General features: G+C 75.9%; 31 protein-coding genes, 2 tRNA genes and 1 pseudogene. 22 read left to right on the forward strand and 12 right to left on the reverse strand.

What is annotated here, in order from left to right:
* On the reverse strand, positions 1–592 hold a 592-nt coding region (locus tag AC5FZL_RS03860; RefSeq protein ID WP_493617245.1), incomplete at its 3' end, for a hypothetical protein.
* 249 nt (positions 593–841) lie between these two features.
* On the opposite strand from AC5FZL_RS03860, the gene AC5FZL_RS03865 reads away from it, so the two are divergent.
* The 5 genes from AC5FZL_RS03865 (at position 842) to fabF (ending at position 5,885) form a co-directional block, all read left to right on the forward strand.
* Positions 842–2,023, forward strand: a complete 1,182-nt coding sequence (locus AC5FZL_RS03865; protein WP_493617246.1) for a PucR family transcriptional regulator — start codon at positions 842–844, stop codon at positions 2,021–2,023.
* Between the two features lie 101 nt (positions 2,024–2,124).
* On the forward strand, positions 2,125–3,093 hold the full coding sequence (locus tag AC5FZL_RS03870; protein ID WP_493617247.1) for an ACP S-malonyltransferase: 969 nt from the start codon (positions 2,125–2,127) through the stop codon (positions 3,091–3,093).
* A gap of 58 nt (positions 3,094–3,151) precedes the next feature.
* Positions 3,152–4,150 carry a beta-ketoacyl-ACP synthase III gene (locus AC5FZL_RS03875; RefSeq protein WP_493617248.1) on the forward strand — a complete coding sequence of 333 codons (999 nt, stop codon included), beginning with the start codon at positions 3,152–3,154 and terminating at the stop codon, positions 4,148–4,150.
* 95 nt (positions 4,151–4,245) lie between these two features.
* Entirely contained in the window at positions 4,246–4,494 is a 249-nt protein-coding gene (locus AC5FZL_RS03880; RefSeq protein ID WP_493617249.1) for an acyl carrier protein, read from the forward strand.
* Positions 4,495–4,598: 104 nt separating this feature from the next.
* Positions 4,599–5,885 (forward strand): beta-ketoacyl-ACP synthase II, encoded by a 1,287-nt coding sequence (gene fabF / locus AC5FZL_RS03885; RefSeq protein WP_493617250.1) that lies wholly within the window; start codon positions 4,599–4,601, stop codon positions 5,883–5,885.
* A gap of 75 nt (positions 5,886–5,960) precedes the next feature.
* Here the strand turns inward: fabF and AC5FZL_RS03890 are convergent, their stop codons facing one another.
* On the reverse strand, positions 5,961–6,464 hold the full coding sequence (locus AC5FZL_RS03890) for a DUF3145 domain-containing protein (protein WP_493617251.1): 504 nt from the start codon (positions 6,462–6,464) through the stop codon (positions 5,961–5,963).
* A gap of 238 nt (positions 6,465–6,702) precedes the next feature.
* Here AC5FZL_RS03890 and AC5FZL_RS03895 point away from each other — a divergent pair, with 238 nt between their 5' ends.
* Entirely contained in the window at positions 6,703–7,332 is a 630-nt protein-coding gene (locus tag AC5FZL_RS03895; RefSeq protein WP_493617252.1) for a hypothetical protein, read from the forward strand.
* 130 nt (positions 7,333–7,462) lie between these two features.
* On the opposite strand, the gene AC5FZL_RS03900 is transcribed toward AC5FZL_RS03895, so the two are convergent.
* Positions 7,463–7,876 carry a hypothetical protein gene (locus AC5FZL_RS03900; protein WP_493617253.1) on the reverse strand — a complete coding sequence of 138 codons (414 nt, stop codon included), beginning with the start codon at positions 7,874–7,876 and terminating at the stop codon, positions 7,463–7,465.
* 129 nt (positions 7,877–8,005) lie between these two features.
* Here AC5FZL_RS03900 and arfB point away from each other — a divergent pair, with 129 nt between their 5' ends.
* Genes arfB through AC5FZL_RS03915 form a run of 3 tightly spaced genes read left to right on the forward strand, consistent with a single transcriptional unit; the run spans position 8,006 to position 10,108 of the window.
* Positions 8,006–8,443 carry an alternative ribosome rescue aminoacyl-tRNA hydrolase ArfB gene (gene arfB, locus AC5FZL_RS03905; protein ID WP_493617282.1) on the forward strand — a complete coding sequence of 146 codons (438 nt, stop codon included), beginning with the start codon at positions 8,006–8,008 and terminating at the stop codon, positions 8,441–8,443.
* A gap of 30 nt (positions 8,444–8,473) precedes the next feature.
* A complete protein-coding gene (locus AC5FZL_RS03910) occupies positions 8,474–9,187 on the forward strand; it encodes a potassium channel family protein (RefSeq protein ID WP_493617254.1) in 714 nt (237 codons plus the stop codon).
* A gap of 45 nt (positions 9,188–9,232) precedes the next feature.
* Entirely contained in the window at positions 9,233–10,108 is an 876-nt protein-coding gene (locus tag AC5FZL_RS03915) for a GmrSD restriction endonuclease domain-containing protein (protein ID WP_493617255.1), read from the forward strand.
* A 70-nt stretch (positions 10,109–10,178) separates the two neighbouring features.
* On the opposite strand, the gene AC5FZL_RS03920 is transcribed toward AC5FZL_RS03915, so the two are convergent.
* Positions 10,179–10,796: a hypothetical protein gene (locus tag AC5FZL_RS03920; RefSeq protein WP_493617256.1), complete on the reverse strand. Its 618-nt coding sequence runs from the start codon at positions 10,794–10,796 to the stop codon at positions 10,179–10,181.
* Between the two features lie 114 nt (positions 10,797–10,910).
* Positions 10,911–12,425 carry a mannitol dehydrogenase family protein gene (locus AC5FZL_RS03925; RefSeq protein ID WP_493617257.1) on the reverse strand — a complete coding sequence of 505 codons (1,515 nt, stop codon included), beginning with the start codon at positions 12,423–12,425 and terminating at the stop codon, positions 10,911–10,913.
* A 122-nt stretch (positions 12,426–12,547) separates the two neighbouring features.
* Here AC5FZL_RS03925 and AC5FZL_RS03930 point away from each other — a divergent pair, with 122 nt between their 5' ends.
* On the forward strand, positions 12,548–13,252 hold the full coding sequence (locus AC5FZL_RS03930; RefSeq protein WP_493617258.1) for a GAF and ANTAR domain-containing protein: 705 nt from the start codon (positions 12,548–12,550) through the stop codon (positions 13,250–13,252).
* On the opposite strand, the gene AC5FZL_RS03935 is transcribed toward AC5FZL_RS03930, so the two are convergent.
* A complete protein-coding gene (locus AC5FZL_RS03935; RefSeq protein ID WP_493617259.1) occupies positions 13,230–13,964 on the reverse strand; it encodes an SGNH/GDSL hydrolase family protein in 735 nt (244 codons plus the stop codon). The genes AC5FZL_RS03930 and AC5FZL_RS03935 overlap by 23 nt on opposite strands.
* A 166-nt stretch (positions 13,965–14,130) precedes the next feature.
* On the opposite strand from AC5FZL_RS03935, the gene AC5FZL_RS03940 reads away from it, so the two are divergent.
* Genes AC5FZL_RS03940 through AC5FZL_RS03965 form a run of 6 tightly spaced genes read left to right on the forward strand, consistent with a single transcriptional unit; the run spans position 14,131 to position 17,876 of the window.
* On the forward strand, positions 14,131–14,559 hold the full coding sequence (locus AC5FZL_RS03940) for a DUF4383 domain-containing protein (protein WP_493617260.1): 429 nt from the start codon (positions 14,131–14,133) through the stop codon (positions 14,557–14,559).
* 13 nt (positions 14,560–14,572) lie between these two features.
* A complete protein-coding gene (locus AC5FZL_RS03945; protein WP_493617283.1) occupies positions 14,573–15,409 on the forward strand; it encodes a class I SAM-dependent methyltransferase in 837 nt (278 codons plus the stop codon).
* A gap of 27 nt (positions 15,410–15,436) precedes the next feature.
* Entirely contained in the window at positions 15,437–16,615 is a 1,179-nt protein-coding gene (locus tag AC5FZL_RS03950) for an alpha/beta fold hydrolase (protein WP_493617261.1), read from the forward strand.
* On the forward strand, positions 16,612–17,067 hold the full coding sequence (locus AC5FZL_RS03955) for a RipA family octameric membrane protein (RefSeq protein WP_493617262.1): 456 nt from the start codon (positions 16,612–16,614) through the stop codon (positions 17,065–17,067). The genes AC5FZL_RS03950 and AC5FZL_RS03955 overlap by 4 nt, the downstream gene beginning before the upstream one ends.
* Positions 17,068–17,079: 12 nt before the next feature.
* Entirely contained in the window at positions 17,080–17,469 is a 390-nt protein-coding gene (locus AC5FZL_RS03960; RefSeq protein ID WP_493617263.1) for a tautomerase family protein, read from the forward strand.
* A complete protein-coding gene (locus tag AC5FZL_RS03965; protein ID WP_493617264.1) occupies positions 17,466–17,876 on the forward strand; it encodes a RidA family protein in 411 nt (136 codons plus the stop codon). The genes AC5FZL_RS03960 and AC5FZL_RS03965 overlap by 4 nt, the downstream gene beginning before the upstream one ends.
* 4 nt (positions 17,877–17,880) lie before the next feature.
* On the opposite strand, the gene AC5FZL_RS03970 is transcribed toward AC5FZL_RS03965, so the two are convergent.
* Positions 17,881–17,953: transfer RNA gene (locus AC5FZL_RS03970), tRNA-Asn, on the reverse strand.
* Positions 17,954–18,104: 151 nt separating this feature from the next.
* On the opposite strand from AC5FZL_RS03970, the gene AC5FZL_RS03975 reads away from it, so the two are divergent.
* The 3 genes from AC5FZL_RS03975 to AC5FZL_RS03985 all read left to right on the forward strand — a co-directional run bounded on the left by AC5FZL_RS03975 (position 18,105) and on the right by AC5FZL_RS03985 (position 18,810).
* Positions 18,105–18,326, forward strand: a complete 222-nt coding sequence (locus tag AC5FZL_RS03975; protein WP_493617265.1) for an acyl carrier protein — start codon at positions 18,105–18,107, stop codon at positions 18,324–18,326.
* A 77-nt stretch (positions 18,327–18,403) separates the two neighbouring features.
* The gene (locus AC5FZL_RS03980) at positions 18,404–18,721 is read left to right on the forward strand and encodes a hypothetical protein (RefSeq protein ID WP_493617266.1); all 318 of its coding nucleotides are present in this window, start codon (positions 18,404–18,406) and stop codon (positions 18,719–18,721) included.
* A 15-nt stretch (positions 18,722–18,736) separates the two neighbouring features.
* Positions 18,737–18,810, forward strand: a tRNA-Ile gene (locus tag AC5FZL_RS03985).
* A gap of 149 nt (positions 18,811–18,959) precedes the next feature.
* Here the strand turns inward: AC5FZL_RS03985 and AC5FZL_RS03990 are convergent.
* Positions 18,960–19,922 (reverse strand): DUF808 domain-containing protein, encoded by a 963-nt coding sequence (locus AC5FZL_RS03990; RefSeq protein WP_493617267.1) that lies wholly within the window; start codon positions 19,920–19,922, stop codon positions 18,960–18,962.
* 117 nt (positions 19,923–20,039) lie between these two features.
* Between AC5FZL_RS03990 and AC5FZL_RS03995 the strand changes: the two genes are divergently transcribed.
* Positions 20,040–20,345 (forward strand): hypothetical protein, encoded by a 306-nt coding sequence (locus AC5FZL_RS03995; protein WP_493617268.1) that lies wholly within the window; start codon positions 20,040–20,042, stop codon positions 20,343–20,345.
* 221 nt (positions 20,346–20,566) lie between these two features.
* Here AC5FZL_RS03995 and AC5FZL_RS04000 read toward each other — a convergent pair whose 3' ends face one another.
* Complete coding sequence (locus AC5FZL_RS04000; RefSeq protein ID WP_493617269.1) at positions 20,567–20,824, reverse strand: hypothetical protein; 258 nt, start codon at positions 20,822–20,824, stop codon at positions 20,567–20,569.
* Positions 20,825–21,013: 189 nt separating this feature from the next.
* On the opposite strand from AC5FZL_RS04000, the gene AC5FZL_RS04005 reads away from it, so the two are divergent.
* Positions 21,014–21,421, forward strand: coding sequence for a (R)-mandelonitrile lyase (locus AC5FZL_RS04005; RefSeq protein ID WP_493617270.1), 408 nt, complete (start codon positions 21,014–21,016; stop codon positions 21,419–21,421).
* Positions 21,422–21,636: 215 nt separating this feature from the next.
* Positions 21,637–22,677: an NAD(P)-dependent alcohol dehydrogenase gene (locus tag AC5FZL_RS04010; RefSeq protein WP_493617271.1), complete on the forward strand. Its 1,041-nt coding sequence runs from the start codon at positions 21,637–21,639 to the stop codon at positions 22,675–22,677.
* Between the two features lie 18 nt (positions 22,678–22,695).
* Here AC5FZL_RS04010 and AC5FZL_RS04015 read toward each other — a convergent pair whose 3' ends face one another.
* From AC5FZL_RS04015 to AC5FZL_RS04025, 3 genes and pseudogenes are all read right to left on the reverse strand, one after another.
* Positions 22,696–23,889, reverse strand: a complete 1,194-nt coding sequence (locus tag AC5FZL_RS04015) for an MFS transporter (protein WP_493617272.1) — start codon at positions 23,887–23,889, stop codon at positions 22,696–22,698.
* Between the two features lie 65 nt (positions 23,890–23,954).
* Complete coding sequence (locus AC5FZL_RS04020) at positions 23,955–25,214, reverse strand: multidrug effflux MFS transporter (RefSeq protein ID WP_493617273.1); 1,260 nt, start codon at positions 25,212–25,214, stop codon at positions 23,955–23,957.
* A 17-nt stretch (positions 25,215–25,231) separates the two neighbouring features.
* A pseudogene (locus AC5FZL_RS04025) lies at positions 25,232–25,405 on the reverse strand (IMP dehydrogenase); the annotation flags it as partial.
* Between the last annotated feature and the right edge of the window lie 148 nt (positions 25,406–25,553).

Below are 25,553 nucleotides of genomic sequence, written 5' to 3' on the forward strand. Positions count from 1 at the left end.
TGAAGCCGCCCTTGCGGTTGTCGGCGTCGGCGATGGCGCGCTCGAGCTCGGCGCGCACGCCCGCGACCCGCTCCGGGTCGGGGAACTGCTCGAAGGACTCCAGGTACCGGCGCGCCTCGGCGATCCGGCCGGCGTCCACCGCTGCGTGCACGAGGTGCCGCCCGGCCTCGGGGTCGTGCTCGCGGGGGCGCCAGTGCCCGACGCCGAGGCCCAGGGCCTCGTCCGCCAGGCCCGCCTCGCGCAGGATGCACAGGCTCTCGGCGAGCGCCTTGCCGCTGGTGTCGCGGTCGGCGGCGGTCGCGAACCGGCGCAGGGCGCCCTCGCGGTCCTCGTGCACCGACAGGCGGCCGAGCTCGATCAGCGGGAACCAGGCCCGGCCGTTGCGGGCCATCTCCTCCGCCAGCGCCCAGACGGCGTCGTCGGCGGCCCGCTGCGGGTCGCCCGCGGCGTGCCCCTCCGCCGCCCGGCGGCGGACGATGTCGGCGAGGCGGCGGAAGGCCATCTCGTCGTTCGGGTCGTTCTCGAGCCGCTCGCGCAGGCGGCCCTCCTCCACGGCGTCGAGGGGCGCGATGACCCCGCGTCGCCTCGGCACCAGTGCCACAGGCGGCTTCAGCGCGGGCCTGATCCCCTGCGTGCGGGCGATCACGGCGCGGTTGCGCAACCGGTCCAGCAGTCCCATGCGGTCCTTCCGTCTCAGCGCCCCCCGGGCTCGCCCGACGGCGGTTCGGGTTCCGCGACAGTAACGCGCCGGGAACCTCCCTGCCCATCCCGTCCTCGCCGCCGGCCCGCAGGAGGGGCGCGGGCTTGGAGGGAACCTCCAAGATCCACCTATCCTGGGGCGGTGGCCGAGGAGGGACCCACCGACGGGCGCGCGGACGGCGAGGCCCTCGCGAGGCTGCACGCCGGCACGCCCGGCATGGCCGCCGCCGCGCTCGCCCGCCTCGACGAGCGGCTGCCCTGGTACGCGGCGATGGGCCCGCAGGAGCGCTCGTGGGTGGGGCTGGTGGCCCAGGCGGGCATCTCGGCGTTCGTGGCCTGGTACCGCTCCCCCGGCCGGCGCCCGGAGGTATCCGCCGACGTCTTCGGCACCGCTCCGCGCGAGCTGACGCGCGCGGTCTCCCTGCACCAGACGCTGCAGGTCGTCCGGGTGGTGGTCGACACCGTCGAGGACGCCGTGCCCGACCTGGCGGACGCCGCCGGGCAGCCGGCGCTGCGCGAGGCCGTGCTGCGGTACTCCCGCGAGGTGGCCTTCACCGCGGCCGGCGTCTACGCGCGCGCCGCTGAGGCGCGGGGCGCCTGGGACGCCCGCCTGGAGGCGCTCGTCGTCGACGCGCTCGTGCGCGGGGAGGTCGACGACGCCCTCGCCACGCGGGTGACGGCGCTCGGCTGGCAGGGCCACGCGCGGGTCGCGGTGGTCGTCGGACGGCGGCCGGGTGGCGACCCCGAGGCGGCGATCGCGGAGCTGCGCGCCAGCGCCGGGGCGCTGGCCGACGACGCCCTGGTCGGCCTGCAGGGCGAGCGCGCCCTCGTGGTGCTCGGAGCGGACGACCCGGTGGCCGCTGCCGCCGCCCTGGCGCCGCGGTTCGGCGCCGGGCCCGTGGTGATCGGGCCCGTGGTCGACGGGCTGTCGTCGGCGGCCCGCTCGGCGCGCACCGCCCTGGCCGGGCTGACGGCGGTGCGGGCCTGGCCCGAGGCGCCGCGCCCGGTCTCCGCCGAGGACCTCCTGCCCGAGCGGGTGCTGGCCGGCGACGCCACGGCGCGGCGGGCCCTGGCCGACCGGGTGCACGCCCCGCTGCAGGCCGCGCCGCCCGCGCTGGGCGAGACGCTCCGCGCCTACCTGACCCACGGCCGGGCCCTCGAGGCCACCGCCCGGGCGCTGTTCGTGCACCCCAACACCGTCCGCTACCGGCTGCGCCGGGTCGCCGAGATCACCGGCTGGGACCCGACCAGCCCCCGCGAGGCGTACGTCCTCCAGGTGGGGCTCGCGGTCGGGGCGCTGGCCGAGAATCCCCGCCGGGCTTGACCCGCGCTTGACCGCTCTTGGAGGAAACCTCCAGAGGGCGGGACGATCTCTCGTCGGCGTCGTCAGCGTGCGCCGCGGCGCGGAGGGGGCAGGGTGGACCCGTGCTCGCCGTCCTCTGCCCCGGCCAGGGCTCCCAGACCCCGGGGTTCCTCACCCCGTGGCTCGAGCTCCCCGGCGTCCGCGCCCGCCTCGGCTGGCTGTCCGCCGTCGCCGGCCCGCTCTCCGGCGCCGACCTGCTCACCCACGGCACCACCTCCGACGCGGAGACGATCCGCGACACCGCGGTGGCCCAGCCGCTCATCGTGGCCAGCGGCCTGGCGGTGCTCGCCGAGGTGCTGGGCGGCACGAGCCCCGAGCAGGCGGTGGGCGCCGTGGCCGGCCACTCCGTCGGGGAGATCACCGCGGCCGCCGCGAGCGGCGTCCTGACCCCGGAGCAGGCCGTCGTCCTCGTGCGCGAGCGCGGGGCGGCGATGGCCGCGGCCGCCGCCACCACGGCGACCGGCATGTGCGCGGTCGTCGGCGGGGCGCCCGAGGACGTCGAGGCGGCGATCTCCCGCTCCGGCGCGGTGGCCGCCAACCGCAACGGCGCCGGCCAGGTCGTGGCCGCGGGCACCACCGAGCAGCTCGCCGCCCTCGTGGCGGACCCGCCGGCCCGCGCCCGCGTCATCCCGCTGCAGGTCGCCGGCGCCTTCCACACCGAGCACATGGCCCCGGCCGTGCAGGTGCTCGCCGCGCTCGTCCCGGCCATCACCACCGGCGCCCCGGCGGTGCCGCTGCTGTCGAACGCCGACGGCGAGGTCGTCGCGGACGGCCCCGAGGCGCTGCGCCGGATCGTCGCCCAGGTGGCCAGCCCGGTGCGCTGGGACCTGTGCCAGCAGACCCTGGCCGCCCGCGGCGTCACGGGCCTGCTCGAGCTGGCCCCGGCCGGCACCCTGACCGGGCTCGCGAAGCGCGCGCTGCCCGGCGTCGAGGCGGTCGCGGTCCGCACCCCCGACGACCTCGACGCCGCCCGCGACCTCGTCCGCCGCCACGGCTCCACCCCGGCGTCCGGGGCGCAGGTGGCACGATGACCCGTCGGCTGACCGCCGCCCGTCGTCCGCTCCTCCTCCACCCCACCGGGAGCCCCGCATGAGCCTGATCTCCCCCTCCGGCGCCGCGCACGCGCGGATCCTCAGCGTGGGCGCCCACCGCCCCGAGCGCGTGGTGACCAACGAGGAGGTCTGCCAGCACATCGACTCCACCGACGAGTGGATCCGCCAGCGGACCGGCATCGAGGAGCGCCGCTGGGCCGCGCCCGAGGTGTCCGTGGTCGACATGGCCGAGGCCGCCTCCCGCGAGGCGATCGAGAGGGCCGGGCTCGCCCCCACCGACATCGACGCGGTCATCGTCGCGACGGTGACCCACCCGTACCAGACCCCCTCGGCCGCGGCGATGCTCACGCACCGCCTCGGCGCGACCCCGGCCGCGGCGTGGGACGTCTCCGCCGGGTGCGCGGGCTTCTGCCACGCGCTGGCGATGGCCAACGACGCCGTCCGCGGCGGGTCCGCCGGGCACGTGCTCGTCGTCGGCGTCGACAAGCTCACCGACTTCACCGACCTCACCGACCGCTCCACGGCGTTCCTCTTCGCCGACGGCGCGGGCGCCGTCGTGGTCGGCCCCTCCGACACCCCCGGCATCGGGCCCACCGTGTGGGGCTCGGACGGCGCCCAGTGGGACGCCATCCGCAACAGCCACTCCTGGCTCGAGGTGCGCGCCAGCGAGGAGCCGATCTGGCCGGCCCTGCAGCAGGAGGGCCGCTCGGTCTTCCGCTGGGCGGTGTGGCAGATGGCCCCGGTCGCGCAGAAGGCGATCGACGCGGCCGGCATCGCCACCGAGGACCTCGCGGCGTTCATCCCGCACCAGGCCAACATGCGCATCATCGATGCCATGATCAAGCAGCTGGCGCTGCCGGAGTCGGTGCCGGTCGCCCGCGACATCGCCCAGACCGGCAACACCTCCGCGGCGTCGGTGCCGCTGGCGATGCACCGGATGCTGGCCGAGGGGCAGGCGCCCTCGGGCGGCCTCGCGCTGCTGATCGGGTACGGCGCCGGCCTGGCGTACGCCTCGCAGGTCGTCGTCCTGCCCTGATCCACCGCAGACCCACCAGAGACCCACCACAGACCCACCCGCACCACCCGCCCCCGGCCGACCGCGCCGGGGGACCCGAGCAGAGGAGAGAACCCATGGCCCAGAGCGAGCAGGAGATCCTGGCTGGCGTCGCCGAGCTGGTGAACGAGGAGACCGGGCTGCCCACCGAGAGCGTGCTCCTGGACAAGTCGTTCACCGACGACCTCGACATCGACTCCCTGTCGATGACCTCGATCGTCGTGCAGGCCGAGGACAAGTTCGGCGTGACCATCCCCGACGAGGACACCAAGAACCTCAAGACCGTCCGCGACGTCGTGGACTACGTGCGCCAGGCCCAGGGCTGACCTGAGCCCGGAGGCAGGACGGCCGCCCGCGGCGGCCGTCCTGCCCGCAGCACCACCGACCAGGACCCGCAGCTCCCCGCACCGCCGTCTCCCCGGAGGACCGCATGCCCGGCACCTCGACCTCCTCGACCTCCCCCTCGGCCACGCGCCGGGTGTTCGTCACCGGCCTGGGCGCTCTGACCCCGCTCGGCGACAGCGCCCGCAGCACGTGGGAGGCCGCGCTGGCCGGCCGCTCCGGCGTGAGCACCCTCACCCAGGACTGGGTGGAGGAGTTCGACATGCCGGTCACCTTCGCCGCGCAGACCGCCACGCCCAGCGCCGAGGTGCTGCCCAAGCACGAGGCCAAGCGGCTGGACCCCTCCGCCCAGTACGCCGTGGTCGCCGCGCGCCAGGCCTGGGCGGACGCCGGCTCCCCCGAGGTCGACCCGCTGCGCCTGGGCGCCGTGGTCGCCACCGGCATCGGCGGCGTGTGGACCCTGCTCAGCGCCTACGAGACCCTCAAGGCGCGCGGCCCGCGCCGGGTGCTGCCGATGACCGTGCCGATGCTCATGCCCAACGGGGCCGCGGGGGCGGTGAGCCTCGCGCTCGGCGCCGCCGCCGGGGCGCACGCCCCCGTCTCGGCCTGCGCGTCGGGCGCCGAGGCCGTGGCGATGGGCATGAACATGATCCGCAGCGGTCGCGCCGACATCATCGTCGCCGGCGGCACCGAGGCCGCGATCCACCCGCTCCCGATCGCGGCGTTCGCCTCCATGCAGGCGCTGTCGACGCGCAACGACTCCCCGGAGACCGCCTCGCGGCCCTACGACACCGCGCGCGACGGCTTCGTCCTCGGCGACGGCGCGGGGATCCTCGTCCTGGAGTCCGAGGAGCACGCGCGGGCCCGGGGCGCCAGGATCTACGCCGAGGTGCTCAGCGCCGGGGTCTCCTCCGACGCGTACCACATCGCGGCCCCCGAGCCCGAGGGCGCGGGCGCGGCACGCGCGGTGCGCGAGGCGCTGGACGGCGCCCGTCGCCAGGCCGGCGTCACGGCCGCCGACATCGTCCACATCAACGCCCACGCGACGTCCACCCCCGCGGGCGACGTCGCCGAGGTCCGCGCCCTGCGCGCGGCGCTGGGCGCTGACCTGGACCACATGGCGGTCTCGGCGACGAAGTCGATGACCGGGCACCTGCTCGGTGCGGCCGGCGCCGTGGAGAGCATCTTCACCGTGCTCGCCCTGCACGAGCGCCTGGCGCCGCCGACGATCAACCTCGACGACCCGGACCCGGCGATCGAGCTCGACGTCGTCCGCAAGGACCCCCGCCCGCTGCCGGAGGGCGCCGTGGCGCTGAACAACTCCTTCGGCTTCGGCGGCCACAACGTCACCCTGGCGTTCGGCACCGGCGCCTGAGAGCGGCCCCAGCGCGAGGAGGGCCCCACCGCCGCGGCGGTGGGGCCCTCCTGTGCGTCGTGAGCGCTGGGCGGGTCAGCCCACGCGGTGCAGCCAGCGCACGGGGGCGCCGTCGCCGGCGTAGCGGAAGGGCTCGAGCTCGTCGTCCCAGGCGGAGCCCATGGCGAGGTCGAGGGCGTCGCGCACGCGGGACAGGTCGTCGCCGGCCACCTCGAGGGCTGCGCGCAGCCGGTCCTCGGGCACGACGACGTTGCCCGTGGCGTCGGTGACGGCGTGGAAGATCCCCAGCTCGGGGGTGTGGCTCCACCGGCCGCCGTCGACGCCCTCGCTGGGCTCCTCGGTGACCTCGTAGCGCAGGTGCGCCCATCCGCGCAGCACCGACGTCAGGCGCGCGCCGGTGCCCGGGGCCCCGTGCCACGGGACCTCGCCGCGCAGCAGGCCGGGTGCGGCCGGCTGCTCGGACCAGTCCAGTGAAACGGGTACGCCGATGGCCTCCCCGGCGGCCCACTCGACGTGCGGGCACATCGCTCGGGGCGCGGAGTGCACGAACAGAACGCCGCGGGTGATCGCGCTGGACATACCGGCCTCCCTGACTGTGTGCGAGGTGCGTCTTCCCCAACGACCTTCGCCACAGCAACGGGACCTTCGGCACAGCGTGAGCGGACGGCGTCTGCTCGCCCGTCATTCTGCACCACGGCCCCTGGCGGGGCCAGGTCTTGCACGAGGTTGCCTCGGCGTGGCGCCTTTCTCGGGGAGGCGCGCCGTGCAGGACTCGACTCGCGTGCCGCGGTGGGAGCCGCGGTGGGACCATGACGCCGTGGACCGACCCCGCCGACCGGCCCTCCTGGGCCCCGCCGCCCTCGACAGCCTGCGCGGCGGCGGGGACCCCGCCGAGCGCGAGGAGGCCGCTCAGACGACCGCGCGGCTCATCGTCACCGGCGCGCGCAGCAGCGAGGACGCCGAGGTGGTGGGGCGCCTCGTGCGCCTGGCCGACGAGCAGGGCCTCGAGACGCTCTCGGCGCTGTGGGCCGACACCCCGCCGGACAGCCTCGCCGGCGCGCTGTGGCGGCTGTTCGCCCTGCGCCAGTGGGTGCACGCCGACCCCCTGGGCGCCTCGCGCCAGTTCTCCGAGGGGCGCCGGCGCGCTCCGGTGAGCGAGGCCGTCGCCGGGGTCGCCGACCCGCCGGGCCCGGACGAGGTGCGGGCGCTCGTGGACGCCGTCCTGCGCGGCGTGGCGCAGGGCGACCTGGCGACCACCTTCGAGCGGGCCGCCGCGTTCGCGCGCGTGGTGGCGGTGGGCCGCACGGCGCTGGCCGCCGACGCCGCGGAGGACGACGCCCGCTCCGACCCGACGGACGTGACGCGCTCGGCGGTGCGGATGGTGCGCACCGCGGAGCACCTGGAGGCCGCCGCGCGCCAGGTGCGCCTGGAGAGCTGGCCCGGTTAGACTGCTCGGGCGTCGGGCCGCGGTAGCCCCGGGCTCCACTTTGAGCCGCCACGAGCGGCCACTCGCCGAGAGGCGCTCCCGGTCCGGCGCACTGCTTGCACCACGGGCTCCCCCGGTGGAGCCCCGGCCCTCAGCGGCCGGTCAGCCGGTTCAGCCAGCCGGGCCCGGTGACGTCCGCCTCGGGCGGCAGCCGCGCGACCAGGCCCCGGTCGGCGCTGACGACGAGGGGCACCCGCCCGTCGGCCAGCAGCCGCAGCGCGCGGGCCACCACGGCGTCGTCGCCGTCGCGCTCGGCCAGGACGACGTCGACGGCCCCCTCCTCGCCCACCGCGCTGCGCGCGAGCCCCTCGAGGACGGCGACGACGCCGGCCAGCCGCACCGTCGCCCCACCGAGCTCGACCGGCTCGCCGACGAGCGGCTCGAGCGCGGCGAGCAGCCGGCGGGCCGCGCCGGGCCGGTCGCGCCACCAGCCGTCGGGGCGCGAGCCCATCCAGTTGGCGGTGTCGACGACGAGCACGCGCTCGGGCGGGGTGGTCGGCGGCACGGGGCCAGGGTAGGACTGGGGCATGAGCGAGCCCTCCGACCAGACGCCGGACGAGGAGTCCCCGGACTCCGTGGAGGACGCGGCCCTGCACGACGCGCCGCCGGAGGAGGAGGTGCCGCCGTCGCCGAGCTGAGGGGCCCCGTCGACGAGCCGCTGGTCGTCAGCCGCTCGCTGACCGTGCCGGCCGGTGAGCTGCGCTGGCGCTTCTCCCGCTCCTCCGGCCCCGGCGGGCAGGGCGTCAACACGGCCGACTCGCGCGTGGAGCTGTCCTGGGACGTCGCGGCCTCGCGCGCGGTGGACGAGCCGGTGCGGCTGCGGCTGCTGGAGGCCCTGGCCGACCGGCTCGTGGACGGCGTCGTGACGATCACCGCGTCCGAGCACCGCCAGCAGCTGCGCAACCGCCAGGCGGCCAGGGCCCGGCTGGCCGGCGTCCTCGCGCAGGCGGTGGCCCCTCCTGCGGCGGCCCGGCGCGCGACCCGGCCGACCGCCGGGTCGCGGCGGCGGCGCACGCAGGCCAAGCAGGTGCGCAGCGCCACCAAGGCGCTGCGGCGGCGTCCGACCGACTGAGGCCGCGGGCGCGACCCGCAGAATGCTCCGGTGACGCGATACGACCGCTACGAGGCGCGCTCCAGCGGGGTCCTGTCGGTGCTGGCAGCGGTGTTCCTCGTGGTCTACGCCGTCCCCATCGTCTGGCCGCACCTGCCCGAGGGCGTCGCACGGGCGTGCGCCGCGGCCAACGGGGTCATCTGGGCCTGCTTCGCCGCCGACCTCGTGGTCCGGCTGGCGCTCACCCCGCACCGCGGCCGCTGGCTGGCGGGCCACCCGATCGACGTCCTCACCGTCGTCCTGCCGATGCTGCGGCCGCTGCGGGTGCTGCGGGTGTTCACGGCGACCCAGACCCTGCTCACCCGCAGCGGCGGGCTGCTGCGGGGCGGGCAGGCGGTCGTCGCCACGGCGGCGCTCCTCATGGTCATCGGGGCGCTGGCCGTCCTCGACGCCGAGCGCGGGGCCCCCGGCGCGACGATCACCGACGCGCCCGACGCCCTGTGGTGGTCGGTCACCACGGTGACCACGGTCGGCTACGGCGACCTGTACCCGGTGACCGGCACGGGGCGGATCGTCGCCGCGGCCCTCATGCTCATCGGCATCTCCCTGGTCGGCACCATCACCGCGACGGTCGCCGCGTGGTTCGTCGCCCAGCGCGCGGAGGACGAGCGCGCCGACGACGAGCGCGACCGCGCGCACCTGCGGGCGCTGCTCTCGGAGGTGAGCGCGCTGCGCCAGGAGGTCGCGCACCTGCGCCGGCACTGACCCGGGTTCCACCCCGCGTCCGCGGGCACTGCGTAGCGTGAGGGCGTGACCCGTCCAGCCCTGCGCTCCGCCCTCGCGGCCCTCGCGCTGGCCGCCGCCCTCGGCGGCTGCGCCCCGCTCCCCGGTGCGTCCGGGGTCGACGCCGGCCCGTCGTCGTCGGGCGCGGTGCGCGTCGCGCCCAGCGGCCCGGCCCTGGCCGCGCTCGACGGCGTCGCGGTGCGAGGGCGCGCCCCGCGCACCGGGTACGAGCGCGAGGAGTTCGGCTCCGGCTGGGTCGACACCGACCACGACGGCTGCGACACCCGCAACGACGTCCTGGCCCGCGACCTGCAGGGCGAGACCTTCGAGCCGGGCACCCGCGACTGCGTGGTGCTCACCGGCACGCTCGACGACCCGTACGGGCCGAGCACCATCGCGTTCCGGCGCGGCCAGGGCACCAGCGAGGCCGTGCAGATCGACCACGTCGTGGCGCTCTCCGACGCCTGGCAGAAGGGCGCCCAGCAGTGGGACGACGCCGAGCGTGAGGCGTTCGCCAACGACCCGCTGAACCTCCTCGCCGTCGACGGGCCGCTCAACGCGGGCAAGGGCGACGCGGACGCCGCGACCTGGCTGCCGCCCAACCGCGCCTACCGCTGCGCCTACGTCGCCCGGCAGGTGGCGGTGAAGCTCAGCTACGGGCTGTGGATGACCCAGGCGGAGAAGGACGCGAGCGCCCGGGTGCTGCAGACCTGCCCGGACGAGCCGCTGCCGACGGCGGAGGCTGTGGCACCGGCTGGGCCGTCGTCGGCGCCCGCCGGGGCCCCGCCGTACGCCAACTGCGACGCCGTCCGCGCAGCGGGGGCGGCGCCGATCGAGCGGGGCGACCCCGGCTGGAGCGACGCCTTCGACCGCGACGGCGACGGCGTGGGCTGCGACTCCTGACGGTCGGCCGGCCCCGCGGAGCAGGGCCGGCCGAGCGCCGTGCGCCCTGGGCCCGGAGGCCCCGGCGCCCTCAGGCGGCCGCGTCGTCCGCCGTGGCGTCGTCCGTCGCGCCGTCGTCCCGGGGCCCGCCTCGGCCCCCGCGCTCGGGGCGCTCGCTGGAGACGCGCTCGGTGATCCGCTCCTCCAGGTCGGCGGCGCGCTCGTCGGCCTGCGCCTGCGTGAGGTCGCCGCTGGCCACCGCCTCGTCGAGCCGGGTCTGCGCGGCGGCGACCAGGGCGTCGACGAGCGCGTCGACCTCCACCCCCTGCGCCTCCGCGACGTCGGCCAGCGTGGTCCCGTCCTCCTCCAGCGCGGTGCGCAGCTCGGCCTCGTCGAGCCCCAGCGCCTCGGCCGCCGCGGCCAGGTCGGCCCCGCCGCCGGGGCCGCCCCCGTGGCCGTGTCCCCCGGGCCCGCCGCCGTGGCCGCCGAGGTCGGCGTCCTCGAGGGTGGTCGCCACCTCGTCGGCCTGCTCCTGGGTGAGCGAGCCGTCGGTGACCAGCCCGGTGAGGGCGTCCTTGATGCGCTCCAGGCGCGTGGTGCTGGTGCCGGAGGCGTCGGTCTCCTCCGCGGCCAGGGCCGGGGCGGCCAGGGCGATCGCGCCGACGGCCAGGGCTCCAGCGGCGGCGGTGGTGATCAGCTTGGTGCGCACGGGTCCTCCTCGGTCCGGTCGGGCTGTCCGACCGTCGACCCCGACCGTGCTGGCCGAGCCTGCGCCCGGCCTGGCACGACCCTGTCCGGAGCCTGTGAGGAGGACCCGCAGGGGTCACGCCGCGGCGTCGACGTCCCGACCGAGGTAGAACGCGATGACCTCGCGGGGACCCTGCTCCTCCAGGGCCCGCAGCGCGACCTCGACCGCGGCCACGAACCGGACGTCGTCGGCCAGGTCGCCGAACACCTTGCGCTCGCTGAGCAGCGGCTCGGGCTCCACCACGCCCTCCTGGGCCAGCGGCACCAGGCGCTCCTCCATCGCGTCCTCGATGTCGATCTGGGAGCCGGCGTAGTCGTAGCCGCGCAGGAAGCGCATCCAGCCGGCCACGGCGAGGGCCAGCAGCCGGAACGGGCGGTCCTGCTCCAGCGCCGCCTTGACCGAGGGGAGGACGTAGTTCGGCATCTTCGTCGAGCCTCGGCGGCTCAGCCGCAGCAGCTGGTCGCCCATCGCGGGGTTGGCCAGGCGCGCGACGAGCTCCTGCTGGTACTGCTCGAGGTCGATGCCCGGCACGTCCGGCAGCAGCGGCACGATCTCCTCGGCCATCATCCGCTCGAGGTAGGAGCGGAAGACGTCGTCGGCCATGACCTCGTCCATCGTCTGGTAGCCCGCGAGGTGGCCCAGGTACCCCAGCGCCGTGTGGCTGGCGTTGAGCAGCCGGGTCTTCATCGTCTCGTACGGGTGCACGTCGGCCACGAACTGGACGCCGACGTCCTCCAGCGGCGGCCGGCCGTTGCAGAAGTCGTCCTCGACGACCCACTGGGTGAACGGCTCGGTGATGACCGGCCACCGGTCGTCGACGCCGAGCGAGGACACCAGCGCGTCGCGCTGCTCCGGCGTCGTGGTCGGGGTGATCCGGTCGACCATGCTGCTCGGGAAGGTGACGTGCTGCTCGATCCACTCCGCCAGGTCGCCGTCGCGCAGCCGGGCGAAGGAGGTCACGGCCGTGCGCGCCGCGGTGCCGTTGCTGGGCATGTTGTCGCAGGAGAGCACCGTGAAGGGCGCCGTCCCGGCCTCGCGGCGGCGGCGCAGGCCCTCGACGAGGTAGCCGAACACCGTCGACGGGTGCTCGGGGTCGGCGAGGTCGGCGGCGATCTGCTCGTCGTCGGCGTCGAACTCGCCCGTGTGGGAGTCGATGCGGTACGAGGTGCCGGTGATCGTCAGGGTGACGACGCGGGTGCGCTCGTCGGCGAGGACCGCCAGCAGCGCCTCGGGGTCCTCGGCGGCGAAGACGTAGCGGGTGATCGAGCCGACGACGCGCGGCCGGTCGCCCTCGCCGTCGCGCTCGACGACGACGTAGAGGCGGTCCTGGGCGGCGAGGACCTCGCCCATCTCGGGGCTGCGCAGGCCCACGCCGACCTCGCCCCAGCCGGTCTCGCCGCGGCGGGCGAGCTCGTCGAGGTAGACGGCCTGGTGGGCGCGGTGGAAGCCGCCGACGCCGATGTGGACGACGGCCGGCGCCAGGGCGTCCCGGTCGTACTCGGGCACCGAGACCGCGTCGGGGAGCTCGGCGAGGGTGGCCTGGGTGAGGGGGATGGCGTGCGAGGAGGGCCGAGCGGGCGCGCTGGTCATGAGGGGGCGTCGTCCTCGAGGTGCGTGAGCGTGGGGGCGACTGCTTCACCCACCTCCCAGGGCACCACCGCTGGGGCGCTCGCGCAAGACGAGCCGTGGCCGGCGCGCGGTAGGTTCCTCGGGTGTCCCTGCTGCCGCCCGCCGTCCTGACGGCGCTGCTGGCCGTCGAGCTCGGGTCCGCGTCGCTGGCCGACGTGCTGCAGCGGCTGGTCGAGATCAGCCTGGAGAGCGTGGACGGCGCGGACGAGGTCTCCACGACGCTCGTGCGCGACGAGCGCGCGTTCACCGCCGCCCACACCGGGCAGCTGGCGCTGGACGCCGACGAGATGCAGTACGAGCGGGGCTACGGGCCCTGCATCGAGGCGGGCCTCACCGGCACCGTGATCACGATCGACGACACGCGCAGCGAGACCCGCTGGCCCGACTACACGGCCCACGTGCGCGAGCGCGGCGTGCTGAGCTCGCTCTCGGTGCCCCTGCCGGTGCAGACGCAGGTCGTGGGCGCCCTGAACTGCTACTCGCGGACCCCCCGGGCGTTCACCCCCGAGATGGTGGAGGTGGCGAGCGAGCTCGCCGCCCACCTGGGGGTCGCCGTCGCCAACGCCGTCTCGCACGCCGACGCGCAGCGGATGGCCGACGACATGCGGGCCGCCATGGCCTCGCGCGCGGTGATCGAGCAGGCCAAGGGCGTCATCATGGCCCAGAACCGGTGCGACGCCGACGCGGCGTTCGCCATCCTCAGCCGGGCGTCGCAGGCGCGGAACCTCAAGCTGCGCGACGTCGCCCAGGGCCTCGTCGACGGCGTCAGCGGGCAGCGCCCGCTGTAGCCCGGAGGGCGTCCCAGAAGGCGGCGCGCACGGCGTCGGCGCCCCAGGCGTTGGGCTCGATCACCCCGCAGAACCACAGGTCCCGGTCGGCGGGTCGAGGGTCGTGCTGCGCGGGGTCGCCCGCCGTCAGGCCGTGCCCGAGGAAGCGCGCGTGCAGGTCGGCCACGCCGGCCCGGTGGCGGGCGGCGACCTCGCGCAGGACGGCGTTGAGCTCGTCGAGCGCGCGCAGGGCGTCGGGCCAGGCGGGCAGCCCCACCCGCGCCGTGGCGCCGGTGCCGTCGCTCGGGTCGTAGACGGTGCCGACGGCGATCCGGGCGCCGGGCGCGGCCACGCTCCGCACGAGGCCCAGCGCGGCGTCCACCCGCTCCGCCACGGCCGTGATGACCGCCCGGGCGGCGGCGGCGTCGCCGTAGGCGCCGAGGAGGTCGTTGCCGCCGACGGTCAGCGTGACCGCGGTGGGCGCGGCGCCGAGGGCCTCCAGGCGCGGCAGCTGCTGCTCGACGAGGTGGCGGCTGGTGCCGCCGTCCACGGCGAGCAGGGAGAAGCCGCACCCGGGGCGCTCGGTGGCCAGGTCGCGGCCGCGCCACTGCGGGAAGTCCTCGTCGCGGTTGCGGTGCAGCAGGCTCGCCCCGCCGCGCCCCGGGCCCCCGGCGTAGACGTCGATCGAGATCGAGTCGCCGAGGGCGACGTAGTGCTCCTCGCTGCCCCGCACCCGTCGAGCCTGCTCCCCCTCGTGCGCCGCCGCCACGCGGGACCGGCCGGGCGACGCCAGGCCGCCTCCGCGAGGCGCCCCGGGGCATTGGGTGGATCATCGTTCCCGACAACCGCACAGCTCGACCACGGACGGCGCCGCCGTCCCGCTCCCCGGAGGAACACCCATGCCCCTTCCCGTGACCGGCGACCTCGGCATCAACAAGCTCGTCGCCTTCGGCTTCGGCGCCGTGTACCTCTTCGTCGGGGTGGTCGGCTTCTTCGTCACCGGCTTCGACGGCTTCGCCGACCCGGGCGCGGCCGAGCACCTGGCCGGCTTCGCCGTGAACCCGCTGCACAACGTCGTCCACCTCGTCATCGGCCTGGCCCTGCTCGTCTCCAGCCGGCGCACGAAGACCGCCCGGCTCGCCAACGGCGGCGTCGGGGCGGTCTACCTGCTCGTCGGGCTGCTCGGTCTGTTCATCGCCCGGCCGGACAACGCCGCGAACATCCTGGCCATCAACGGGTTCGACAACGTCCTGCACCTGGGCACCGCCATGGTGCTGCTGTCCGTCGCCGCCGCCGCGGACCACGTCCGCCGTCCGCTCACCTACTGACCCGGAGGGACTCCTGAGCACCGGCCCGGAGTGGAGCTGGGACCCGTCCCTGTACGCCGGCAGCGCCGGCCACTACGCGGTCGGGCGGGTCCCCTACCCGCCGCGCGTCGCCGAGGTGCTCGTGGAGGCGCTCGGGCTCGACGGGTCGGGGGTCCTGCTCGACGTGGGCTGCGGGCCGGGGTCGCTGACCCTGCTGCTCGCGCCGCACGTCGAGGTGGCCATCGGGGTCGACGCGGACGCCGACATGCTCGCCGAGGCGTCGCGCCTCGCCGCGGAGCTGCAGGTGCGCGGGGCGACCTGGCGCCACCTGCGCGCCGAGGAGCTCCCGGCCGACCTGCCGCGCCCGCGCGTGGTGGCGTTCGCCCAGTCCTTCCACTGGATGGACCGGCCCCGGGTGGCGGCAGCGGTGCGCGCGATGCTCACCGCGGACGGCGCGGTCGTGCACGTCGGCGCGACGACCCACGAGGGCGTGGCCGGCGACGCCCGCGACCTGCCTCACCCGCGGCCGCCCCGGGCGGCGATCGCCGACCTCGTGCAGCACCACCTCGGGCCGCAGCGGCGGGCGGGGCAGGGCGTCCTGCCCGCGGGGACGCCCGGCGACGAGGACGACGTCTTCCGGGCGGCGGGCTTCGCGGGGCCGCAGCGCCTGGAGGTCCCGGGCGAGGTCGTCGAGCGGAGCGCCGAGCAGGTGCTCGCGTCGGTGCACTCGCTCTCGAGCGCCGCGCCCCACCTGTTCGGCGACCGGCTCGCCGCCTTCGACGCGGAGCTGCGGCGGCTGCTGGCCGGCGCGAGCCCCGACGGCCGGTTCAGCGAGCAGATGGGCCCGATCCGGTTGAGCATCTGGCGCTGACGCCCGGAACACCGCTTTGCTGGGTCCGTGTCCAGCCCAGGGAACGGCGCCGACGCCGTCCGCCCGCTGCAGCTCCACGTGCCCGACGTCGAGCTGCAGGACCTGCGCGAGCGCCTGCTGCGCAGCCGGATGCCGGAGGCGGAGACCGTGCGCGCGCCCGGCGGAGGGGCGGACTGGTCGCAGGGCCCGCCGCTGGAGGTCGTGGCCGAGTGGGTGCGGTACTGGGCCCACGACTACGACTGGCGCCGGCTGGAGGCCCAGCTCAACGCCCGCGGGCAGGCGGTGACCGAGCTCGACGGCCTTGAGGTCCACTTCCTCCACGTGCGCTCCCCGCGCCCCGACGCCCGCCCGCTCGTCATCACGCACGGCTGGCCGAGCTCGGTCGTGGAGCCGCTCCAGGTGATCGACGCCCTCACCGATCCCCCTGACCCCGCTGCGCCCGCCTTCCACGTCGTCGCCCCGTCGCTGCCCGGCTTCGGGTTCAGCGGCACGCCGGAGCGCACGGGGTGGACGGTGGAGCGCACCGCCGACGCCTGGACGGCGCTCATGGCGCGCCTGGGGTACGAGCGGTTCTTCGCCGCCGGCGGCGACTGGGGAGGGCGGGTGACGGTGGCGATGGCGGTGCGCCACCCGGACCGCGTCGCGGGGCTGCACACGTTCACGCCCTACGTCCCCGAGCCCGCGGGAGGCGTGTCGGTGCTGGGCGACCTCACCGAGGCCGAGGACCGCTGGGTCGCGGACACCCGGCGGTTCTGGCGGTACGGCGGGGGCTACTCGTTGCAGCAGTCCACCCGCCCCCAGACCGTGGCCTACGCCCTGGTCGACTCCCCGCTGGCACTGCTGACCTGGGTGCTGGACAAGTTCTGGGCGTGGACGGACCACGCCGGCGACCTGGAGCAGGCCGTCAGCCGCGACCTGGTGCTGGACACCGTCACGCTGTACTGGCTGACCCGCAGCGGCGGCTCGTCGGCCCGGTTCTACTGGCAGAACTTCCCGCCCGGGCGCTCGGAGCCCGTGACGGTGCCCTCGGCGGTCTCCGTCTTCCCCGCCGACATCGAGAAGCTCCCCCGGCGGTGGGTCGAGACCCGCTTCACCGACCTGCGCCGCTGGAGCGAGCCGGCCAGGGGCGGCCACTTCCCCATGCTCGAGGTGCCCGCCAGCTACGCCCAGGAGCTGCGCGACGCGCTCGGCCCGCTGCCGCTGTGACGGCGTCGCGCGGGGCGCCCGACCCCCGGGAGCAGGTCGAGACCATCCTCGCCGAGACCGGCTTCGAGATCCGCCTGCTGCACGAGCGCGTGAACGCGCTGCTGGCGGCCGAGGCGTTCCTCACCATCGCCTACACCGCGGCCATGGCCGGCGACGGGCCGTGGGCGCGGGTGGTCGCGCCGGTGCTCGCCGTGCTGGGCCTGGCCCTGGCGGTGGTGGCCTGGCCGGGGGTGCGGGCGACGGCCCGCCTGGTGCACCAGTGGACCGCGCGCCTGGGCGCGGTGCTGGCCGAGCACCCCGACGCCCGCCGCGGCTGGGCCCCGGAGTGGGAGGACCGCCGTCTCCGCGAGGCCGATCAGCGGCGCAGCTCGTGGTTCTTCCAGGCGGTCCCGGTGGCGTTCGCGCTGGTGTGGGTGGTGCTGCTGGGCGTCGCACTGGCGCTGCACCGCTGACATGCTCCCCCGGTGTCCCAGTTCAAGGTCTACGGCCAGCGCCAGGTGCTCGCGCCGCTGCGCGGCCAGCTGTCCGAGGTGCTGCACGCCGCCGCGGTCGACGTCCTCGGCCTGCCGCCCGACAAGCGCTTCCACCGCTTCTTCCCGATGGACCCCGAGGACTTCCCCACCCCCGCGGGCCGCAGCGAGCGGTACACGGTGATCGAGGTCCTGATGTTCGAGGGCCGCACCACGGCCACGAAGAAGGCCCTCTACCAGCGCCTGTACCGCGACTTCGCCGACCACCTGGGCATCGGACCGGTCGACCTGGAGGTCACCCTGGTCGAGACGCCGCGGCACGACTGGGCCATCCGCGGCCAGGCGGGCGACGAGCTGACCCTGACCTACGTGGTCGAGCAGTGAGCGCAGACGGTCGTCGGCTGGTGTCGTCCGGAGCCGTGTGGGAGCCCGTGGTGGGCTACTCGCGCGCTGTGCGCGTCGGGTCCTGGGTCAGCGTGGCGGGGACGACGGCGGCCTTGCCGGGCGGCGGCGCCGTCGGCGGGGCGGACGCCGGTGAGCAGGCGCGCGAGGCGATCCGCCGCATCGCCGCGGCGCTGGAGCAGGTGGGAGCCGGGCTGGAGCACGTCGTGCGCACGCGGGTGTTCGTCACCGACATCAGCCGGTGGGAGGAGGTCGGGCGCGCCCACGGGGAGTTCTTCGCCGACGTCCGGCCGGCCAGCACCATGGTCGAGGTCAGCGCGCTGATCGACCCGGCGCTGCTGGTGGAGGTGGAGGCCGACGCCGTCGTTCCCGGCGTCCTGCCTGCCTGAGGGGCTCCCGCACTTGGACTCGAACCAAGAACCTGCCGGTTAACAGCCGGCTGCTCTGCCAATTGAGCTATGCGGGACCGCGCGCCGCGAGGGCGTCGGTGACCCCGACCTTACCAGGGGCCACAGGTCTCATCGGCAGGACGGCGCGCTGCGTGAGGACTCCGCGCGACGGGTACGAGGTGGGAGCACGGCACCCCGACCGCAGCACGAGAGACGAGGAGCGCTCCCATGGCCACTGGAGAGACCGGCTTCACCGACATCGAGTTCGACCTGATCTCGCTGCAGTACCACTCGCTCAAGGCCGGCCACGACTACGGCCAGTACGTGCGCGACGCCGAGAACGCCGGCCACGACGACCTCGCGGCCTTCTTCCGCGAGGTGATGGCGCAGGACTCCGAGCGCGCCCGCCGCTGCCACGAGTTCCTCGAGCAGCTCCAGGGCGGCGACTGACCGCTCCCCCGCCGACGGCGCTGCCCGGGCCGGGGTGGCGCCGTCGGCGTCCGCGGGCCGGTGGCCAGACTGGGGCCGTGAGCTCCTACCGCGCCACGCTGACCGTCAGCGCCTGCTCGATCGGCACTCCGCCCGAGGCGGTGCTGGCCACCGCGGTCTCGGCCGTGGCCGGCGTGTCCCTCGTCGAGGACAGCGGCGTGCGGCTCGTGCGCGGTGAGCCGGCGGTGTTCGTCCGGTACCTCGACGACGGGGACGCGGCGGCGGCGTCCACGGCGTCCGCCCTGCTCGGCGCCGTCGGCACCGTCGCCACCACGGGCGCGCTGACCCTGCACCGCCGCGACGGCGGGCGCTGGACGCCGGTGCCCGCCGGGGCCGCGAGCCGCGGCGTGGGATAGTCCCTGGCGAAGTCGGGGGCGGTAGCTCAGCCGGTCAGAGCAGGGGACTCATAATCCCTGGGTCGTGGGTTCGAGCCCCACCCGCCCCACTCGCGTGACCTGCGGAAACGCGCCTTCCGAGCCGGTGCCTCGGTGTTCGGCGTGCCAGCGTGGTGCCACGCCCAGCGCGAGCACCCGCTGGAGCCCGCCGCCGCGGCCGACGCGCCGCCGCGCTCCCGGGCGAGCCGCACCAGGGTGCTCAGTGCGCGGACGGCGAGGCCGACGAGCCCCGGCGCGCCCGAGCCGCCAGCGCTGCGACGAGCACGACGACGGCGCCCACCGCCAGGCCCACCACCGCGCTGGCGAGCGTCTCGACCAGCCAGCCCACGAGGCCTCCGAGCGCGCCCGCGGCGGAGTGCGCCGCCTCCTCGAGGTGGTGCACCAGCCCGTACGGGGCGTGCCACCCGAGCTCGTCGGCGCCTACGAGCAGGATGTGGCCCCCGACCCAGAGCATCGCGGCGGTGCCGACGACGGCGATGACCGCCAGCAGCCGCGGCATGGCCTGGACCAGCGCCCGCCCGGCCCGGGCCACCCCCGGCGACCTGCGCTGCGCCAGGCTCAGGCCCACGTCGTCCATCTTCACGATGAGGCCGACGACGCCGTAGACGAGGACGGTGATGCCGACCCCCACGACGGCGAGGATGATCGCGCGGCTGACCAGAGGCTGGTCCGCCACGTCGTTGAGGGCGATGACCATGATCTCGGCCGAGAGGATGAAGTCGGTGCGCACGGCGCCGCGGACGACGACGTCCTCGTCGATGAGGGCCGGCTCCTCGCTCGCCTGCTCCTCGTGGGAGCCGTGGTGCCCGCCGACCTTCTCCCACACCTTGTGCGCGCCCTCGTAGCAGAGGTAGGCGCCGCCGAGCATGAGGATCGGCGTCAGCAGCCACGGCAGGAACTGGCTGAGCAGCAGCGCCGCCGGCAGGATGATCACCAGCTTGTTGCGCAGCGATCCGACCGCGATCCGGCGGATGATCGGCAGCTCCCGCTCGGCAGCCAGGCCCTGGACGTACTGCGGCGTGACGGCCGTGTCGTCGACGACGACGCCCGCCGCCTTGGTGCTCGCACGGCCGGCCGCCATGCCGACGTCGTCCACGGAGGCCGCCGCGGCCCGCGCCAGCGTGGCGACGTCGTCCAGCAGAGCGGCCAGCCCGCCGCTCATCGCGAACTGCCAGGACGCTCGACCGGATGAGTGCGACACGTCGATGAAGGCACGAGCGGAGCGTAGCGGCGCGCACCAGCGCGGGGCAGTGGCGGACGGGAGGGCCTGCGCGCACCGATGAGCGGACCCGCCCGCGACGAGAGCCTGGTGCCCACCACGACGCCCGACGCGGAGAGCGCGCTGGACACCTCCCCCGGCTCGCCGCGCTCGCAGGGCGCCACCCGATCGGGTCCCCGCCCCGGCGCGCGGAACAGCTCGACGCCGGCCCTCGACCGCCTGGCCGACCTCGCCGCCCGCCTGCTCGGCACGCCGGCGGCCCAGGTGTCGCTGCTCTCCGACGCCCAGGCTCTCCGACGTCCAGCTCATCGCCGGCTCCGCCGGACTGCCGCCCGCGACGAGCGCGTCGCAGTGCTGCCCCGGTGACGAGCGGAGCCGTCGGGGCCTGTCTGGGCGCTCCCTGACCGATGGGTGCGGTCACGCCGTCGGCGCCCTGTGCGTCTTCACCCCCGGCCAGCGCACCTGGTCGGCCAGCGACGTCACGTCACTGCAGCAGCTCGCCAGCGTGGCGATGGCCGAGATGGAGGTCTCCGCCCTCTCCCACGAGCGCGAGGGCGAGGGCGACCAGCTCATCCTCGACCTGGCGATCAGGCCGCGCGGATCGGCATGTGGGACGTCGACCTCCTCGCCGGCACCCGCTCCTGGGACGAGCGGATGCTGGAGATCTCGGGCACGGACCCCGCAGACCTCGACCCCTGCTCGACCTCGCTCGCCGACGCGGTGCACCCCGAGGACGCCGGGCCCACCTCGCGCACCTGCCCCTGGACGACCTCCTGGACGCGCTGCTGGAGGCCGTGGGGACCCGGGTCGACGACGACGTCGCCCTCCTGGCCCTGCGCGTCCACCCCGAGGACCAGCTCGCCTGATCCTCGGCCCTCCCCCTGCCCCGAGGCCGCGGCACCGCTCTGCCGGGCACCTCTGGAGGGTGTTCCGAGCAGGGGTGCCACGACAGGGCACCCCTGCGAGGTGGAAGGGGCCCGCGCGGCGGCCTAGCGTCGAAGGCCTGCACCACCTCGCCCCAGGAGGAGCACCCCATGGACCTTCAGCACCCCCGCCCCACCGTCAAGACCCCTGCCGCGGCCTTCACCGGCGACGTCTACATGACCCCGCTCTACAGCGGCACCGGTCCGTCGCGGATGACCGCCGCCCTGGTGCGGTTCACCCCCGGCGCCCGCACCAACTGGCACTCCCACGCCGTCGGCCAGACCCTGCACATCAGCGAGGGCGTCGGCCTCGTCGGCACCCGCGACGGCTCCGTCGTGCGCGCCCGCGCCGGCGACACCGTGATCTGCCCGCCCGGCGAGGAGCACTGGCACGGCGCCACGGCCGACACCTTCATGAGCCACTTCGCGCTCCTGGAGGCCGACCCCGACGGCTCCGACCCCACCACCTGGCTCGAGCCCGTCCCCGACGAGCTGTACGACGCGGCCCAGCAGTCCTGACCCCACCACCCCGAGGAACCCCGTCCCCGACCAGTCCCAGCCCGCCAGGTCGGCGGCGGACGCCGCACCACCGGCGACGTCGCCCCCGAGCTCGCCGAGCTCACCGCCCGCGACCGCAGCCTCATCACCGTCGCCAAGGACGTCTTCGCCGGCTGACGCCCGCCACCCACCCGTGGCCGCCCCGGCCACGCCCCCCCCACTCGAACAGGAGCACCGTGCACGTCCACGCCTACGCCGCCCCCTCCGCCACCGAGCCGCTGGCCCCCACGACCATCGAGCGCCGCGAGGTCGGGCCGAACGACGTCCTCATCGCGGTCGAGTACGCCGGCATCTGCCACTCCGACATCCACACCGTCCGGGGGGACTGGGGCCCCCAGCCCTACCCCCTCGTGCCGGGCCACGAGATCGTCGGCCTCGTCACCGAGGTGGGCAGCGCGGTCACCCGCCACCACGTCGGGGACCGGGTCGGCGTCGGCTGCATGGTCGGCTCGTGCGGCGAGTGCGTCAACTGCCGCAACGGCGACGAGCAGTACTGCGTCAAGGGCATGGTCGCCACCTACGGCGGCACCGACCGGGACGGCACCGTGACGCAGGGCGGCTACTCCACCCACGTCGTGGTGGACGCCGACTTCGTCCTCACCGTCCCCGACGGCATCGACCCCGCCGCGGCCGCTCCCCTGCTGTGCGCGGGCATCACCACCTACTCCCCGCTGAGGCGCTGGGGCGCCGGCCCGGGCAAGCAGGTCGCGGTCGTCGGCCTCGGCGGGCTGGGGCACATGGCCGTCAAGCTCGCCCACGCGATGGGCGCCGAGGTGACCGTGCTGTCCCAGTCGCTGAAGAAGCAGGAGGACGGCCTGCGCCTGGGCGCCGACCACTACTACGCGACCAGCGACCCCGCGACGTTCGAGCAGCTCGCCAGCCGCTTCGACCTCATCGTCAACACCGTCAGCGCCAGCATCGACGTCGACGCGCACCTGTCGCTGCTCGCCGTCGACGGGACGCTGGTCAACGTCGGCGCTCCCCCCGAGCCGCTGAGCCTCAACGTCTTCTCCCTCCTCGGCGGCCGGCGCTCCTACGCCGGGTCGATGATCGGCGGAATCCGCGAGACGCAGGAGATGCTCGACTTCTGCGCCGAGCACCACCTCGGCGCCGAGGTCGAGGTCATCTCGGCGGACCGGATCAACGACGCCTACGAGCGCGTCCTGGCCTCCGACGTCCGGTACCGGTTCGTCATCGACGTCGCCACCCTCGCCTGACCACCCTCGCCCGCGAGGTCAGGAGGCGCCGGGGACCACCAGCGGTCCCCGGCGCCCGGCGGTCCAGACGCCGAGCCCGGCCAGGCACAGGACGCACCCAGTGAGGGTGACGGCCGCCCAGCCGCCGGCCGACCACAGCAGGCCGGCGGCTGCCGAGCCGATCGCCCCGGCGACGAAGTTGGCGGTGACGACGGCGGTGTTGACGCGGCTCCGGGCCTCGGGCACGGCGGCGAACAGCCGCGCCTGGTTGAGGATGTTCAGCGCCTGGACGGCGACGTCGAGCAGCAGCACGGCGACGACCACGAGCACGACGGACCGCTCCCCGAGGCCGCCGATGACGAACGCCGCCAGGGCGAGGCACCACCCGGTCCCGGTGGCCCGCGACGACCAGCCGCGGTCGTGGAGCCTCCCGCTGCGCTGCGCGGCGACCGCCCCGGCGAGGCCGATGAGCCCGAACAGCCCGATGACGCTCACGGAGTACGAGAACGGCGGCGCGCTGAGGTAGAAGGTGAGCGCGGTCCAGAACATGGTGAACGTGCCGAACTGCAGCGCCCCGAGCACCAGGGACCACCGGACGGTGCGGTGCTGCGCCACGACCGCACCGACGGACGCCAGGAGCGCGGGGTAGCGGACGCGGTCGCGGCGCGGCAGGACCGGGATGCTGCGCCGGGTCAGCACGGCCAGGACCACCGCGACCACGGCCGCGGCGACGTAGATCGCGCGCCAGCCGGCGGCGTCGGCGACCAGGCCGCTGACGGTCCGCGAGACGAGGATGCCGGTGAGGATGCCGGAGACGACCGTGCCCACGACGTGGCCGCGCGTGGCGTCGTCGGCCAGGTCGCCCGCCAGGGGCGTGATGATCTGCCCGGCGACGGTCGTCAGCCCGAGCAGGCCGACGGCGGCGAGCAGGGTCCCGAACGTCGGGGCGAGGGCGCACAGGACCAGCGCGACGGCCGAGCAGAGCAGCATCACGGGCACGAGCCGGCGCCGGTCGAGGATGTCGCCGAGCGGCACCACGAGGAGGATGCCGAGCGCGTAGCCGAGCTGAGTCACGGTGACGAGCCAGCCCGCGGCAGCGGCCGGGACGGCCAGGTCGTCCGCGACCACCTCGAGCAGGGGCTGCGCCCAGTAGAGGTTGCCGACGGCGGCCCCTCCGGTCACGGCGAGCAGGAGGACGAGGCCGCGGCCCACGACGGGTCTCGGCGCGAGCACGCGGTCCATGACGATCGGGGTTCCGTTCCAGGGTCGGCGGGGGCGGAGTCGGTGCGTGGTGCTCGTCAGCTCGGTGCGGCCGGCGGTGCCGGCGGTCGGGCGACGACCAGCAGCCCGGCGATCGAGATCACGGCGCCGAGGGTCATCATGACCGCCAGGGGAACGGCGGTCCCGGTGCCGCCGAGGCCGGCCAGCGGCGCGGCGACGCCGGCGGTGCCCCACTGCAGCGCGCCGAGCACGGCCGAGCCGGTGCCGGGGTGCTCGGGCACGGCGGCGGCGGCCAGCGCCCCGGCGTTGCCCCAGATCAGGCCCAGGGCGGCCATCAGGGCGAAGAAGCAGGCCATGGACAGGACCAGCGGGGTGCCCAGCCACAGCGCGCCGACGAGCATGGCCAGCCCGGCGGCCAGCGCGAGGAGCTGCCCGGCGAGGATCACCCGGCGGGTGTCCACGCGCCCGGCCAGACGAGCGGCGAGCAGTGCGGTGACGGTCATGGCACCGGCGTTGGCCGCGAAGTCCACGGAGTACGCGATCGGTGACAGGCCGTTCATCGACCGCAGGACGAACGCCGAGGTCGCCACGTAGGCGAACAGGCCGATCATCGCCGCGGCGGCGACCACGACGTGGCCGACGTAGGAGCGGTCGCCCAGCACCTCGCGCGCAGCGCGGGCGAAGGCGCGCAGCCCTCCGGAGCGCCGGCGCTCGGGGGGCAGCGACTCGGGCACCACCCGCCACGCCACGACGGCCATGGCGACGACGGTCACGACGATCACCCAGAACGGGGCGCGCCAGCCGGAGACCTGGAGGATCGCGCCGCCCAGCAGCGGCGAGACGATCGGGGCGATGCCTCCCACGCCCTGGACGAGGTTGAGGACCCGCACCAGCTGGGTGCCGCTGGCCAGGTCCACGACGACCGCCCGGCCGACGACCATCGCCCAGCCGCCGGCGAAGCCCTGCACGAAGCGGGCGGCCGCCATGGTCGTGATGCTCGGCGCCAGCGCGCAGGCGACCGACGCGACGAGCATGACCGCGGTCGCGGCGAGCAGGGGTCGGCGCCGGCCGCGCTGGTCCGAGACGGGTCCGCCGACGAGCTGGCCGGTGGCCATGCCGACGAAGAACGTCGTCAGGGTCAGCTGCACCTGGGTGGCGCTGGCCCCGAGGTCGCGCGCGACGTCGGGGAAGGCCGGCACGTACATGTCCGTGGCCAGCGGCGCGATGGCGGTCAGGAGCACCACCGTGGCGACCAGCGCCGCCGTCACCGGTCGGGCTCCGGTGGTGCTGGTCGTCCCGGACGGCGACCGCCTGGGCGAGGAGGTCGGGCTGGTCACGGGCGCAGGAGGTCCCGGACCAGGTCGATCAGCTCGGGCCGGGAGCGGCGCACCGGTGCGGGGCCGCCGTGCAGGTGGACGGCGGAGGGGAAGAGCGCGTCACCGGGGACCTGCACGCCGTGGGCGGCGCCGGCGCAGCCGACGTGGCCTCCCGGCCGGATGGCGCGGAGGGCCTGCATCATCGGCTCCTGTGGTGGCCGACGGGCTCGGCTCCGTGCATGACGACACCGCGCACGGTCCGCCCTCCTCGCTGCTGTGGGTGGTGCTGACGACACCACCCAGGCAAGCCCCCCGGACGGGATCGAGGGAGTCCCTGCTGAGGGGTGTACCGGCAGGGCG

The sequence above is a fragment of the Quadrisphaera sp. DVD1 genome, assembly GCF_058932755.1.

Coding starts and splice junctions, on each gene's coding strand:
- AC5FZL_RS03875 (WP_493617248.1), top strand. CDS start 3,152: ATGAGCCTGATCTCCCCCTCCGGCGCCGCGCACGCGCGGATCCTCAGC.
- AC5FZL_RS03990 (WP_493617267.1), bottom strand. CDS start 19,922: ATGAGCGGCGGGCTGGCCGCTCTGCTGGACGACGTCGCCACGCTGGCG.
- AC5FZL_RS03940 (WP_493617260.1), top strand. CDS start 14,131: ATGCCCCTTCCCGTGACCGGCGACCTCGGCATCAACAAGCTCGTCGCC.
- fabF (WP_493617250.1), top strand. CDS start 4,599: ATGCCCGGCACCTCGACCTCCTCGACCTCCCCCTCGGCCACGCGCCGG.
- AC5FZL_RS04005 (WP_493617270.1), top strand. CDS start 21,014: ATGGACCTTCAGCACCCCCGCCCCACCGTCAAGACCCCTGCCGCGGCC.
- AC5FZL_RS03925 (WP_493617257.1), bottom strand. CDS start 12,425: ATGACCAGCGCGCCCGCTCGGCCCTCCTCGCACGCCATCCCCCTCACC.
- AC5FZL_RS03975 (WP_493617265.1), top strand. CDS start 18,105: ATGGCCACTGGAGAGACCGGCTTCACCGACATCGAGTTCGACCTGATC.
- AC5FZL_RS03880 (WP_493617249.1), top strand. CDS start 4,246: ATGGCCCAGAGCGAGCAGGAGATCCTGGCTGGCGTCGCCGAGCTGGTG.
- AC5FZL_RS03890 (WP_493617251.1), bottom strand. CDS start 6,464: ATGTCCAGCGCGATCACCCGCGGCGTTCTGTTCGTGCACTCCGCGCCC.
- AC5FZL_RS03995 (WP_493617268.1), top strand. CDS start 20,040: ATGAGCGGACCCGCCCGCGACGAGAGCCTGGTGCCCACCACGACGCCC.